Source organism: Streptomyces aurantiacus JA 4570, assembly GCF_000414115.1.
Classification (GTDB): domain Bacteria; phylum Actinomycetota; class Actinomycetes; order Streptomycetales; family Streptomycetaceae; genus Streptomyces; species Streptomyces aurantiacus_A.
On sequence record NZ_AOPZ01000047.1, the window covers coordinates 1 to 13410 of the forward strand.

Below are 13410 nucleotides of genomic sequence, written 5' to 3' on the forward strand. Positions count from 1 at the left end.
GCCCCCGGACCCGCCGCCGGACCCGGCGGCGACGCGGGCGGGCGGCCGTCCGCCCCGGCGGGCCTCGATGAGCGCGACGGCCCGCTCGGGCAGCCACGCGGACGCGGTGCCGCTGTCGTCGCCGTTGCCCTCGGAGGCGAAGAGGTGCGGGGCGAGCTGGGCCTGGAGGTCGTTGGGCGTGGGCCGCAGCGCGGCCTCCATCTGCATGCAGGACTCGATGAGGGGCCGCAGCTCGTCGGGCAGGCCCTCCAGGTCGGGGCCCTCGCGCAGCAGCATGAAGACGGTCTCGACGGGGTTGGCGCCGTGGAAGGGCGCGTGCCCGGTGGCGGCGAAGACGAGGGTGGAGCCGAGCGAGAAGACGTCGCTGGCGCCCGTGACGCTGCGGGAGTCCTTGGCCTGCTCGGGCGACATGTAGGCGGGCGTGCCGACGGCGACGTTGGTCATGGTCAGGCGGGTGTTGGAGACGCCCGACGCGATGCCGAAGTCGATGACGCGCGGCCCGTCCTCGACCACGAGGACGTTGGACGGCTTCAGGTCGCGGTGGACGAGTCCGGCGCCGTGGATGGACTCCAGCGCCTCCGCGACGCCCGCGGCCAGCCACCGCACGGCCTGCGTGGGCAGCGGCCCGTGCTCGTTCACTATTTCTTCGAGCGAGGGCGCGGGGACGTACGCCGTGGCGAGCCAGGGCACGGCGGCGCGCGGGTCGGCGTCGACCACGGCGGCCGTGTAGAAGCCGGACACGGCCCGCGCCGCCTCGACCTCGCGGGTGAAGCGGACCCGGAACAGCTGGTCCTCGGCGAGCTCGGTCCGCACCGTCTTGATCGCCACGCGCCGCCCGGAGGCGGAACGCGCGAGATAGACGAGTCCCATGCCACCGGCGCCGAGCCGTCCAAGGACCTCGAACGGGCCGATCCGCCGCGGATCGTGCTGCGTAAGCTGGTCCACCACTTGCCTGCCACCTCCCCGTACGCGGCCGCCATTTCCGAGCAGCCCCGTGCAGCGTCTCACCACCGAGCCGCTACGGCGGCACGCACCCTGATTCTTCCTGGCTCGGCCCACGGTTGCGAACCCGGGGCAACATCGGGCCGTTTCCGGACAAAGGGTGCGTACGGGAACAACGTCACCCCTGGTCCGGCTCCTGGAGGACCGCGAAGCCGGCTCCCTGGTTGTCCACCAGCACGGAGAAGCGCCCGTACGGCGTGTTCTCCGGCTCGTCGCGCACGCGGCCGCCGAGCCGGAGGGCCGTGGCGACGGCGGCGTCGCAGTCGGGGACGAGGAAGTAGTTGAGGAAGTGCGGGGGCATCTCGGCCGGGAAGCGGCCGCCCAGGAGGGCGCGGCCGCCGATCGCGGTCTCGGGCCCGGGCTCCGCCCCGGCGGGCGACCAGGTGCGGAAGTCCTCGCCCAGGCTGTCGAGGTCCTGCCCGCCGTAGCCGAAGACGCCCTCGTAGAAGGGGTCGACGGTGTCCTTGGAGCGGGCGTACAGCTCGGTCCAGCAGAAGCTGCCGGGCTCGCGCTGCCGGCCGAAGCCCTGGTGCGTGCCCGCCTGCCAGAGGCCGAAGACCGCGCCCTCGGGGTCGGCCGCGAGCGCCATCGTGCCGAACGGCCCGACCTCCACCGGGCCCGTGATCAGCTGACCGCCCGCGTCCCTGATCCGGCCGGCGAGCGCGGCCGCGTCCGGCGTCGCGAGGTGGACCGTCCAGGCGGTGGGCATGCGGCCGTCCGGCTTGGGGGCGAGCGCGGCGACGGGCTCGCCGCCGAGGTTCGCCTGGACGTAGTGCCCGTACTCCGCCCCCGCGCCCTCGTCGAAGGTCCACCCGAAGAGCTCGCCGTAGAAGCGCTTGCCGCCCTCGACGTCGGGGAGCATCGCGTCCACCCAGCAAGGGACGCCTTCCGCGAATTCCATGAGACCGTTCCCTCGGTTCGACCTCGGAGGGCCCTCCTGTGGCCTCCGCCACAGTCAAGCTAGCCGGGCACCGACGGACCCGCAGCACATATATTCGAACACTTGGCCAATTCCCACGGCCCGGCGGTACCCCGGAGCCCGCGAGCGCTTCGGGGACGTCCCAGCGACTGTTTCCGGCCGGAGCGCATCACCCTCCCCAGGCGCCCGGGGGGCGGTCCCCACTCCCCTTCGTCACCCCTCTGCACCCCTCTGGCACCCCTTCAACCCCATTTGCACTCGGCCGAATCGCGCTCCGATCACCCCTCGGTAAGCTGACGGCATGACAGGACAGGTACGTACCGTCGACGGCCGTGTGGCCGGTCGGCGTGGTCAGGCGACACGTCAGAAACTCCTTGACTGCCTCAGCGAGATGCTCAGCTCCTCGCCCTACCGGGACGTCAAAGTCATCGACGTCGCCCGGAAGGCGGGCACTTCGCCCGCGACGTTCTACCAGTACTTCCCGGACGTCGAGGGCGCCGTCCTGGAGATCGCCGAGCAAATGGCGGCCGAGGGCGCCCAGTTGACACAGCTCCTGGAGGGCCGTTCCTGGGTCGGCAAGGCCGCCTTGCAGACCTCGCAGGACCTGGTCGACGGGTTCCTCGACTTCTGGCGGAAGAACGACGCGATCCTCCGGGTGGTCGACCTCGGCGCGGCCGAGGGGGACAAACGCTTCTACAAGATCCGGATGAAGATCCTCAACTCGGTGAACAACTCCCTTACGGACACCGTCAAGGAACTCCAGTCCAAGGGCAAGGTCGACAAGGACGTGAGCCCGGCGGCGATGGCCGGATCGCTCGTCGCGATGCTCGCCGCGGTCGCCTCGCACCAGCGCGGCTTCCAGACCTGGGGCGTCAAACAGGCCGAACTGAAGCCGAACCTCGCACTGTTGGTGCACCTGGGCGTGACGGGCAAGAAGCCGACGAAGTAGGCGCGCGGCACGTAGGTCGCGCAATGCGAAGTCCTGTCACCACGGCGGCGGATCACGGACAGTGATCCGCCGCCGTGTTCGGTTGCGCCCACCGCCCCCGCCGCCCCGCCGCTCCCGTCACCGTCCCCACCGCCCCCACCGTCCCGTCACCGCCCCCGGCTACCTCCGCTCCAGCCGGAACAGCCGGATCTCCCGTTCCACGCGTGCCTGGTACGTCGCGTACGGCGGCCAGAACGCGACCGCGGCCTCCCACGCGGCGGCCCGCTCCTCCCCCGTCAACAGCCGCGCCCGCACCGGGATGTCCCTGCCCCGCAGGCTGATGGACGCGTCCGGGTGGGCCAGCAGATTGGCGGTCCACGCCGGGTGCCCCGGCCGTCCGAAGTTGGACCCGACGAGCAGCCGGCTCCCGGAGTCCTCCGGCACACAGGCCAGCGGCGTACGCCGGTCGAGCCCGCTCTTCGCGCCCCGCGACGTCAGGATCACCCCGGGCAGCATCCGGGCACTGGGCAGCACCTTGCCGCGGGTGAGCCGGTGGACGGCCCGGTCCAGGGCGGGCACGAAGCGCGGCGCGACACGTGCGAAGGCGCGGGTGGCGGACACCCGCCGCACCACGCGGAGCCCGATCCCGGCGGCCATCAGACGCCCGCCCCGTCCACCCGAACGGCGGGCGCGCCCCGGACCGGGGCCCTCGTCGCGTCCGCCCCCTCGCCCGCGAACAGCCCGGCGCGCTCGGCCGCGTACGCCCGTAGCCGGTGCGCGGGCCCGAAGAGCAGTTCGTCGCCGGCCGCCCGTTTGAAGTACAGGTGGGCGTCGTGCTCCCAGGTGAAGCCGATGCCGCCGTGGAGCTGGACCGCTTCGGCGGCGGCGGTGCGGAGGGAGTCGAGGCCCTGGGCGAGGGCGAGGCCGCCGACGTGCTCGTACCCGCCGACGGCCCCGACGGCACCGGCGCCCTCGGAGCCGGGGGCCGCCGACGCGGTCCGGGCGCCCGATGCCGGGCCCGAGCCCCCGCCGGCCGTCTCCTCCGCACTCGCCGCCCACGCCGCGTAATAGGCGGCCGACCGGGCCGCCTGCACCCGCACGTACACCTCCGCGAGGCGGTGCTTCACGGCCTGGAAGGACCCGATCGCGCGCCCGAACTGCTCGCGCTCCTTGACGTGCGCGACGGTGCGGGCGAGGGCGCGGTCGGCGGAGCCGACGGCTTCGGCGGCGAGCAGGGCGGCGACCCGCTCACCGACCGCGCCCAGCGCGCCGGCCACCTCGCCTCCGTCCCCCTGGCCGTCCCCGACCAACTCGGCCTCCACCTCACGCAGTTCAAGACGGGCGCGCGGACGGGTCTCGTCGAGGGCGGTCTGCCGTACGCGTACGAGGCCGGGGGCGTCGCCGCGTACCAGGAACAGCAGCGTGCGCGAGCGGGCGAAGCCGCCGGTGTGGGCGGCGACGAGGAGCAGCCCGGCGCTGTGTCCGTCGAGGACCTGGTCCACCTGCCCGTACAGCCGCCAGGACCCGTCCGCGGCCCGCGCCTGCACGCCGCCCGCGCGGCCGCCGCCCGCCCAGTCGCCGCGGTTGTCGCCGACGAGCCCGAGCGCGGTGGCCAGGGCGGCGCCGGGGACGGCGAGGGTGGCGGTCAGCTCCCCGGCGGCGACGCGCGGCAGGAGCACGGTGCGCTGGCGGGGCGTGCCGAGGGCGAGGAGGAGCGGCGCGGCGAGTCCGGCGGTGGCGAGGAGCGGCGAGGGGGCGAGGCCCCGGCCCAGTTCCTCGCTCGCCAGGGCGAGTTCGAGGGCGCCGCAGCCGACGCCGCCGTACGCCTCGGGCAGCGCGAGACCGGGCAGGCCGAGCCGTCCCGCGAGGGCGGCCCACAGCCCGGTGTCGTGCCCGGCGGGGGTGCGGACGGCGGCCTTGACGTCGTCGGGGCCGCAGTGTTTGGTGACGACTTCGCGGAGGGTGCGGCGGATCTCGTCCTGTTCCGCGGTGCAGGCGGCGTCCATCGGCGGAGCTCCTATCTGACGAGCCGTCACATAAACGGGCGGGCCGACATGCTAGGGCGACGAGGCGGGGTTGCCCAGGCCCACGACGCGGGCCGCGACGACGGCCTCCCCCCCTCCCCCTCATCTGATGTACCGTCAGATTCATGCCCCCTCCCCCTCCTTCGAGCAGCCGTCGCCGAGTCGCCGTAGTGGGCGTGGCCCTGTCGGACTGCGGGCGCGTGGACGACGCGTCGGCGTACGCGCTGCACGCGCAGGCGGCCCGGCGGGCGCTCGCGGACTCCGGGCTCGGCCGTGAGGTGATCGACGGGATCGCGTCGGCGGGGCTCGGCACCCTCGCGCCCGCCGAGGTCGCCGAGTACCTGGGCCTGCGCCCGCGCTGGGTGGACTCGACGTCCGTGGGCGGCTCGACCTGGGAGGTCATGGCCGCGCACGCGGCGGACGCGATCGCGGCGGGCCACGCCGACGCGGTCCTGCTGGTGTACGGGTCGACGGCGCGCGCCGACCTCAAGGCGCGCCGGCGCACGGCGAACCTGTCGTTCGGTGCGGGCGGCCCGCTGCAGTTCGAGGTCCCCTACGGGCACACCCTGATCTCCAAGTACGCGATGGCGGCGCGGCGGCACATGTACGAGTACGGGACGACGCTGGAGCAGCTGGCGCAGGTCGCGGTGCAGGCGCGGGCGAACGCGGCGGCGAACCCGGAGGCGATGTACCGCGAGCCGATCACGGTGGACGAGGTCCTCTCCGGCCCGATGATCGCGGACCCGTTCACCAAACTGCACTGCTGCATACGCTCCGACGGCGGCTGCGCGGTGCTGCTCGCGGCCGAGGAGTACGTGGCGGACTGCGCGTCGGCGCCGGTGTGGGTCCTCGGGACCGGCGAGCACGTCTCGCACACGGCGATGTCCGAATGGGCGGACTTCACGGTGTCCCCGGCGGCGGTCAGCGGGCGGCTCGCGTTCGAGCGGGCGGGGGTGGGCCCGGCGGACGTCGACATCGCGGAGATCTACGACGCGTTCACGTACATGACGCTGGTGACCCTGGAGGACCTCGGCTTCTGCGCGAAGGGCGAGGGCGGGGCGTTCGTGGAGAAGGGCCGCCTCCAGCTGGACGGCGAACTCCCGACGAACACGGACGGCGGCGGCCTCTCGGCCCAGCACCCCGGGATGCGGGGCCTGTTCCTGCTGGTGGAGGCGGTGCGGCAGCTGCGCGGGGAGGCGGGGGAAGGGCGCCAGGTGTGGCGGGGGGACGGGGGGCGGGGCCGGGGTCGGCTGGAGGACGGCGGCCGGGGGCGGCTGCCCGAGGTGGCGGTGGTGTCGGGGACGGGCGGGTGGTTCTGTTCCTCGGGGACGGTGGTGTTGGGGCGGTAGCGGCGCGTCCGGGCGCGCGGTGTGCGTGAGGGAGGCCGGCCTCCCTCACGCACCGGGTGGCTCAGTCCTGGTGGAGTTCGTTGCGGCCCGGGCCGCCGGAGAGCTTGTCCCTGCCCGTGCCGCCCCAGAGGACGTCGTCGCCGCTGTTCCCCCACAGCGTGTCGTCGCCCGCCTCGCCGTACAGCTTGTCGTGGCCCTTGCCGCCGTAGAGGACGTCGGCGCCCGACCTGCCGCGCAGGACATCGTTGCCGTCGTCGCCGTGCAGGGCGTTCTCTTCGCCGTTGCCGCTCAGCGTGTCGTTGCCCGTCCCGCCGAAGCAGTCCTGCCCGCAGTTGGTGAGCGTGTCGTCCCCGGAGCCGCCGTCCGAACCGAAGCCGAAGGGGCCGCCGCCCCCGTCGATGCGGTCGTTGCCGTCCTGGCCGCGGAGCATGGACCCGGTCGAGCCCTTGAGCACGTCGTTGCCCTTGCCGCCGTAGACACCGGCCCAGGCATTGCTGTCGGGCCGGAGCGTGAGGGTGTCGTCCTTGTCGCCCAGGTCGATGTCGTAGCTGTCGGAGTCGTCGGAGTTCTCCGGTATCTCGACCCGGCACTGGACGACCTTGCGGTCGGACGCCGTGGGGTACTCGCACTCGTCCCACTCGGCCGCGTCCGCGTCGATCGTGATGTCGAACCGGTCGCGGAAGGTGAGGACGTAGTACGACTCGAACTCACCGGTGTTCTCGACCTTGTCGGTGACGGTCAGTTTGTTCTTCTGGCCGGGGGCGGCCTTGTACCAGAGTTCGCCGTCCTCGTGGACGAGGGACGCCGTGGCCGCCGCCGACGGTGCGGCCTGGGCGACGGGCGCCATTAAGGCGGCTCCGCCGAGGGCGAGGGCGAGGGTGGCTGTTGCCGCGATTGCCTTGTACGTGCGCATGCAGAAAGGGCCTTTCGGAATGTCACTCGCGCAGGGGTGCTTCTGGTCAACCCGTTAGACCAGGGCCTTGAGGACCCAGTTGTGCCGCGGGGAATGAACAGACGCGGACCGCGCAGTTGCGGGGAGGTGGATGCGGGCGCTGTCCGGACGATCTCGCGGCCGGGCCTTGACCTCAAGCTTGATTGAGGTCCCAGAGTGATCCGCATGGACACCGAAAACGCAGACATCAACGCAGACATCAAGGCCATCGAAGAGGTCGTCGCCACTGTCGAGCGCACTCAGGGCGCCAAAGACGTCGAGGGGTTTCTCGCGCTCTTCCACCCCGACGCCCTCTGGACGACCGGCCACGGCAAGGTCCTGATCGGCTTCGACGCGATCGCCGAGTTCACCCGAGCCGTGCTGCCCGCGGCCAGTTGGGATGGTGAGATCACCTACGAGGCAGTGCACACGCAGTTCCTGCGGCCCGACGTGGCGGCAGTCAAGGTTCGGCAGGTCCACCATTCACCGGAGGGCGAGACGGAAGGCGCTCCGCTCTACGTCATGACGAAGCAGGATGACGGGAGATGGCTGCTGCACGCATGCCAGAACACCGCAGTGCGAACCGAATAGACAGCTGCGGAGCCGGAGCGGCCGCCGCGCGGACGACAATGGCCGGATGACGACGACACCGACGCACCTGGAGTTCCAGGAGCTCCTGCGTGCCCAGAAGGTCTGGGACATCGAGCTGCCGGAGTTCGACCCGGCGCGGGCCCCGGACGAGCCGGTCGCCCTGTTCCACGGCTGGTTCGCGGAGGCCGTGGCCGCGGGCCAGCCGGAGCCGCACACGATGGCGCTGGCGACGGCGGACGCGGAGGGCGCTCCGGACGTACGGACGGTGATGCTGCACGACGCGGACGACGAGGGCTGGCACTTCGCGTCGCACGCGACGAGCGCGAAGGGCAGACAGCTCGCGGCCCGCCCGTACGGGGCGCTGCACTTCTACTGGCCGGCGCGGGGCCGCCAGGTCAGAGTGCGCGGCCCGGTCCGCACCGCCCCGCACGCAGAAGCGCTCGCCGACCTGCACGCGAGGTCGACGGGGGCGCTGGCGGCGGCGCTGGTGGGCCGGCAGAGCGAAATTCTCGACACGTACGAGGAGTTGGAGCGTGCGTCGGACGCCGCGTGGGAACGGGCGGCCGCACAACCGGAGGCCGACGCGCCGAGCTGGACGCTGTACGTACTGGTACCTGAGGAGGTGGAATTCTTCCAGGGAGACGCACGGCGACGCCACGTGCGGCTGCGCTACCGTGCGGCTCGAAACGGGGGCTGGGCAAGGGAGTTGATGTGGCCGTGACGATCCACGAGAACGGCACCGAGGGCGGCGTCGAACCTGTGACGCTGCGGGCCGCGACGCTCGACGACGCGCCGGCGGTGGCCCGGATCTGGCACGAGGGCTGGGCCGACGGCCACCGGGGCAATGTGCCGGAGTCGCTGGTGGCGGTGCGGACAGCGCAGTCGTTCGGGCTGCGGGCGCCGCAGCGGGTCGCGGACACGGTGGTCGCGACGGTCGGCGGCGCGGTGGCCGGTTTCGCGATGGTGGTCGACGACGAGGTGGAGCAGGTGTACGTCGACGCGGACCACCGGGGCACGAAGGTGGCGCGGACGCTGCTCGCGGAGGCGGAGCGGCGGGTGGCGTCGAAGGGGTACGCCAAGGCGTGGCTGGCGGTGGTCAACGGCAACGCGCGGGCCCGCAGGTTCTACGAGCGCAACGGCTGGACGGACGAGGGGCTCTTCGAGTACTTGGCGGCGAGCGACAGCGGGCCCATCCATGTGCCGTGCCACCGGTATGTGAAGCGGGTCGCGGCCAGCGGGTGAGGCACCCGGCCGCACCCGGCCCGCCCCCGCCCACGCGGGCCTTCGAGCCCCGGGTCAGCGGGCCCGGAACACCGGCACCGTCACGCCCTCCGCGCGCTCGCGGAACGCGACCTCCAGAGGAAGGCCCGGGCGCAGCGCGGCGGGCTCCTCGCAGTCGACGAGTTCGGTCATCATGCGCGGCCCCTCGGCCAGGTCGACGACGGCGGCGACATAGGGCACGCGGGCACCGAACGGCGGCAGGTCGTTCCGGTGGACCACCGACCAGGTGTAGAGGGTGGCGCGGCCGCTCGCCCGCTCCCAGGTGACGTCCTCGCTCCAGCAGCGCGGACAGCACTCGCGCGGGTAGTGGTGGGCCCGGCCGCACGCGGGGGCGTGGCAGCGGCGGATCAGGAGACGGCCCTCGGCGGCGGCGTCCCAGTAGGGGCGGGTGAAGGCGTCGGCCTCGGGGAGGTCGAAACGTACGTCCATGGCGGGCTCCGTACGGGGCGTAGACGGTTCGAATCGGCCCTTCTCGCCCTTCTTCCCCTTGGGGCATTCCGGGCACCGGCGGCATCGTCCTGACGGCACGTCAGTTCAGCGCACCTGGCGGCGGGAGCGCAAGACGGGTGCGCGGCGGGGGCCGGCGCGTGATCGGATCGCAATCGGTTTCGGACTTGTCCGTCACCCATCAAGTGACCGCGTGGTTACTCTCCAGAACATGGCCGACTCCACCACCCCCCGAGCGCGCCGCACCGAGTTCCCCGCGCCCAGCCGCCAGGCCGACGACCACCCGGTCTACGTCATCGGCGGCGGCCCCGGCGGTCTCTCCGTGGCGGCCGCCCTGCGCGCACGCGGCGTACGCGCCGTCGTCCTGGAGAAGTCCGACCGCATCGGTGCCTCCTGGCGCACGCACTACGACCGTCTCCGTCTGCACACCACGCGCCGCCTCTCCGGCCTGCCCGGCCTCGCGATCCCTCGCTCCTTCGGGCGGTGGGTGTCGCGGGACGACGTGATCCGCTACCTGGACAGATACGCGGAGTACCACGAGCTGGAGGTCGTGACCGGCGTCGAGGTGTCGCGCCTGGAGCGCACCGCCGACGGCGCCGGCTGGCTGCTGCACGCCACCGGCGGGCGCGAGCTGACCGGCAGCGCGGTCGTCGTCGCCACCGGCCACAACCACACCCCGCACCTGCCCGACTGGCCCGGCCGCGAGACGTACACCGGCGACCTGCTGCACGCGAACGCCTACCGCAACCCCGCCCCGTACGCGGACAAGGACGTGCTCGTCGTCGGCGCGGGCAACACCGGCGCGGAGATCGCCGTCGACCTGATCGAGGGCGGCGCGGCGCGGGTGCGGCTCGCGGTGCGCACGGCTCCGCACATCGTGCGCCGGTCCACGGCCGGATGGCCCGCGCAGCGCTCCGGGATCCTGTGCCGGAGGCTGCCGGTGCCGGTGGTCGACCGGCTGGGGCGCGCGATCGCCAAGGTGAGCGTGCCCGATCTGTCCGCGCACGGGCTGCCGCGCCCGGCCACCGGGCTGTACTCGCGCGTCCACGAGGGCGCCATCCCGGTGCAGGACGTCGGGATCGTCGACGCCGTGCGCAAGGGGCGGGTCGAGCCGGTGGCCGCCGTCGAGTCCTTCGAGGCGGACAAGGTGGTCCTCGCGGACGGCACCCGCGTCGGCCCGGACACCGTCATCGCCGCCACCGGCTACCGCCGCGCCCTGGAGCCGCTGCTCGGCCACCTCGACGTTCTCGACGGCCGGGGCCGCCCGCGCCCGCACGGCCCGCGCACGGCGCCGGGCGCCCCCGGGCTGTACTTCACCGGGTTCACCAACCCCATCAGCGGGATGCTGCGCGAACTGTCCAGGGACGCGGGGCGGATCGCGGCGGCGGTGGCGAAGACGCGGAGCCTTCGTAAGTAACCGGCCAGTTCGCCCACGCGCCCTTGGCACGGGCCGACTTCTGCGGTTCCGTGGTGTTACCGGGTGTACGCACCTGTCACACGCACCACAGACAGCCCTCTTGCACACGTCACGCACCACACACAGCTCCCTTGTGCCCGTACGGCCGCCTCCCCGCGCCGACGGAGAAAACCCGCAGCCCCATTCCTGACGGAGCGTCAGTTCAGTAACCTGACTATGCGTCAGTTATGTTGCTGTCACACAGGAGCGGGCGGACCGATGCTTGGATCGACATACGGCACCTTCACCTCCGACCCCCGCCGCGCTCGCGCGGTGGCCTGCGGCAACCTCCCCGCCGACGCCGTCCACGGGCGCCCCGCGGGCGCCGGCGACCTGGACGTCGGCGGGCGGCCGCTGTACGCGGACGTACCCGATCTCGACCGCTTCTTCCGCCCCGAGTCCGTCGCCGTCGTCGGCGCGTCGGACACCGAGGGGCGGCCCAACACCGGCATCACGCGCCAGCTCGTGGCCTGGGCGGAGCGGGTCGGGGCCCGCCTTCACCCCGTGCACCCGACCCGCCCCACCGTCTTCGGCAGGCCCTGCTTCGCGTCGGTCGCGGACCTGCCCGAGCAGGTCGACCTCGCCGTGCTGCTCGTCGGCGATCCGCTGCCCGTGATCGAGGAACTGTCCGAGGCGAAGGTGAAGTTCGCGGTCGCGTTCGCCTCCGGGTTCGCCGAGACGGGCGAGGCGGGCGCGGCGGCGCAGGACCGGCTCCCCGCCGGCTCGCCGCCGCCGTCAGCCGCTCGGGCCTGCGGCTGCTCGGCCCGAACACCAACCTCAACGCCTTCGAGAAGTTCCGCGACGACCTCGAAGGCCCCGCCATCGCCCTCATCACCCAGTCGGGACACCAGGGCCGCCCCGTCTTCACGCTCCAGGAACTCGGCGTACGCCTGTCCCACTGGGCGCCGACGGGCAACGAGGCGGACCTGGAGACGGCCGACTTCATCTCCTACTTCGCCGAGCAGCCGGACGTCGGCGCCATCGCCTGTTACGTGGAGGGGCTCAAGGACGGCCGGGCGTTCCTGCTCGCCGCGGACCGGGCCGCGCGGCGCGGGGTGCCCGTCGTCGCCGTGAAGGTCGGCCGCACCGAGACGGGGGCGCGCACGGCCGCGTCCCACACCGGCAAGCTGACCGGGGCGGACGCCGTCGTGGACGCGGCGATGCGGCAGTACGGGGTGATACGTGTCGACGGCCTCGACGAACTCCAGGACACCGCCGCCCTGTTGGCGCGGGCCCGGCCGCCGCGGTCGGACGGCGTCGTGGTGTACTCGATCTCCGGCGGCACCGGCGCGCACTTCGCCGACCTCGCCGCCGGGGCGGGGCTGCGCCTGCCGACCCTCTCGGACGCCAAGCAGGCCGAGCTGCACGACTGGATCCCCCACTACCTGAACGTCGCCAACCCCGTCGACAACGGCGGCCACCCCGTCGGCGACTGGCGCGGCCGCAAGATCATCGACGCGATCCTGGCCGACCCGGACGTCGGCGTCCTCATCTGCCCCATCACCGGCCCCTTCCCGCCGATGAGCGACAAGCTCGCGCAGGACCTCGTGGACGCCGCCGAGCAGACGGACAAGCTGGTGTGCGTCGTGTGGGGGTCGCCGGTCGGCACGGAGGCCGCGTACCGCTCGACGCTTCTCGGGTCCTCGCGGGTGGCGACGTTCCGTACGTTCGCCAACTGCATCGGAGCCGTACGCGCGTACGTCGACCACCACCGCTTCACCTCCTCCTACCGCTCTCCCTTCGACGAGGCGCCGCGTACCGTCTCGCCCTCCTACCGCAAGGCGCAGGCGCTGCTCCGGCCCGGGCAGCGGCTCAGCGAGCACGCGGCGAAGCAGTTGCTGCGGGCGTACGGGATTCGCGTGCCGCGGGAGCAGTTGGTGACGAGTGCGGCGGCGGCCGTGCGGGCGGCGGGGCTCGTCGGGTACCCCGTCGTGATGAAGGCGTCCGGGGCCCGCATCGCCCACAAGACCGAGCTCGGGCTCGTGAAGGTCGGGCTCACCTCGGCCAGCCAGGTGCGGGACGCCTACCGGGACCTCACCGACATCGCCCGCTACGAAGACGTCGATCTCGACGGGGTCCTGGTCTGCCAGATGGTCGAGCGGGGCGTCGAGATGGTCGTCGGGGTCGCCCCTGATCCGCTCTTCGGGCCCACCGTGACGGTGGGTCTTGGGGGTGTGCTCGTGGAGGTCCTGCGGGATGTGGCCGTGCGGGTGCCGCCGTTCGGGGAGGAGGAGGTGCGGGGCATGCTTGGCGCTCTGCGGGGGCGGGCTTTGCTGGACGGGGTCCGGGGGGCGCCCCCGGCCGACCTCGACGCGCTCGTCGAGGTCGTGCTGCGGGTGCAGCGGATGTCTCTTGAGCTGGGGGACGCGCTGGCCGAGCTGGACATCAATCCCTTGGTGGTCCTGCCCCGGGGCCAGGGGGCGGTGGCGCTGGACGCCTTGGCCATCTGCCACTGACCGTGTCACCCCCAGGGGGCTCCGCC

The 13410-nt window shown here is 73.1% G+C and carries 12 protein-coding genes and 1 pseudogene; 7 read left to right on the plus strand and 6 right to left on the minus strand.

What is annotated here, in order from left to right; genetic code table 11:
- Window positions 1-948, minus strand: a 948-nt coding sequence (locus tag STRAU_RS05850) for a serine/threonine-protein kinase (RefSeq protein ID WP_037657778.1), incomplete at its 3' end; no start/stop codon positions are given.
- Between the two features lie 172 nt (window positions 949-1120).
- Entirely contained in the window at window positions 1121-1903 is a 783-nt protein-coding gene (locus tag STRAU_RS05855; RefSeq protein ID WP_037657779.1) for an AfsK-binding protein KbpA, read from the minus strand.
- A gap of 319 nt (window positions 1904-2222) precedes the next feature.
- Here STRAU_RS05855 and STRAU_RS05860 point away from each other — a divergent pair, with 319 nt between their 5' ends.
- A complete protein-coding gene (locus tag STRAU_RS05860; RefSeq protein ID WP_016639324.1) occupies window positions 2223-2870 on the plus strand; it encodes a TetR family transcriptional regulator in 648 nt (215 codons plus the stop codon).
- 159 nt (window positions 2871-3029) lie between these two features.
- Here the strand turns inward: STRAU_RS05860 and STRAU_RS05865 are convergent, their stop codons facing one another.
- Window positions 3030-3506, minus strand: a complete 477-nt coding sequence (locus STRAU_RS05865) for a nitroreductase family deazaflavin-dependent oxidoreductase (protein ID WP_016639325.1) — start codon at window positions 3504-3506, stop codon at window positions 3030-3032.
- A complete protein-coding gene (locus STRAU_RS05870) occupies window positions 3506-4855 on the minus strand; it encodes an acyl-CoA dehydrogenase family protein (RefSeq protein WP_016639326.1) in 1350 nt (449 codons plus the stop codon). Before STRAU_RS05870 ends, STRAU_RS05865 begins: the two co-directional genes overlap by 1 nt.
- A gap of 143 nt (window positions 4856-4998) precedes the next feature.
- Between STRAU_RS05870 and STRAU_RS05875 the strand changes: the two genes are divergently transcribed.
- Window positions 4999-6222, plus strand: a complete 1224-nt coding sequence (locus STRAU_RS05875; RefSeq protein WP_037657782.1) for a thiolase C-terminal domain-containing protein — start codon at window positions 4999-5001, stop codon at window positions 6220-6222.
- Window positions 6223-6283: 61 nt separating this feature from the next.
- Here the strand turns inward: STRAU_RS05875 and STRAU_RS05880 are convergent, their stop codons facing one another.
- A complete protein-coding gene (locus STRAU_RS05880) occupies window positions 6284-7135 on the minus strand; it encodes a calcium-binding protein (protein WP_016639328.1) in 852 nt (283 codons plus the stop codon).
- A 204-nt stretch (window positions 7136-7339) separates the two neighbouring features.
- Here STRAU_RS05880 and STRAU_RS05885 point away from each other — a divergent pair, with 204 nt between their 5' ends.
- Genes STRAU_RS05885 through STRAU_RS05895 form a run of 3 tightly spaced genes read left to right on the plus strand, consistent with a single transcriptional unit; the run spans window position 7340 to window position 8986 of the window.
- Window positions 7340-7744 (plus strand): SgcJ/EcaC family oxidoreductase, encoded by a 405-nt coding sequence (locus STRAU_RS05885; protein ID WP_078620987.1) that lies wholly within the window; start codon window positions 7340-7342, stop codon window positions 7742-7744.
- A gap of 46 nt (window positions 7745-7790) precedes the next feature.
- Complete coding sequence (locus tag STRAU_RS05890) at window positions 7791-8465, plus strand: pyridoxine/pyridoxamine 5'-phosphate oxidase (protein WP_016639330.1); 675 nt, start codon at window positions 7791-7793, stop codon at window positions 8463-8465.
- A complete protein-coding gene (locus STRAU_RS05895; protein WP_016639331.1) occupies window positions 8462-8986 on the plus strand; it encodes a GNAT family N-acetyltransferase in 525 nt (174 codons plus the stop codon). The genes STRAU_RS05890 and STRAU_RS05895 overlap by 4 nt, the downstream gene beginning before the upstream one ends.
- Before the next feature lie 54 nt (window positions 8987-9040).
- Here STRAU_RS05895 and STRAU_RS05900 read toward each other — a convergent pair whose 3' ends face one another.
- On the minus strand, window positions 9041-9454 hold the full coding sequence (locus STRAU_RS05900; protein ID WP_037657783.1) for a Zn-ribbon domain-containing OB-fold protein: 414 nt from the start codon (window positions 9452-9454) through the stop codon (window positions 9041-9043).
- 229 nt (window positions 9455-9683) lie between these two features.
- On the opposite strand from STRAU_RS05900, the gene STRAU_RS05905 reads away from it, so the two are divergent.
- The gene (locus STRAU_RS05905) at window positions 9684-10889 is read left to right on the plus strand and encodes a flavin-containing monooxygenase (protein ID WP_016639333.1); all 1206 of its coding nucleotides are present in this window, start codon (window positions 9684-9686) and stop codon (window positions 10887-10889) included.
- A gap of 258 nt (window positions 10890-11147) precedes the next feature.
- Window positions 11148-13384: pseudogene (locus STRAU_RS05910) on the plus strand (acetate--CoA ligase family protein).
- Window positions 13385-13410: the final 26 nt, after the last annotated feature.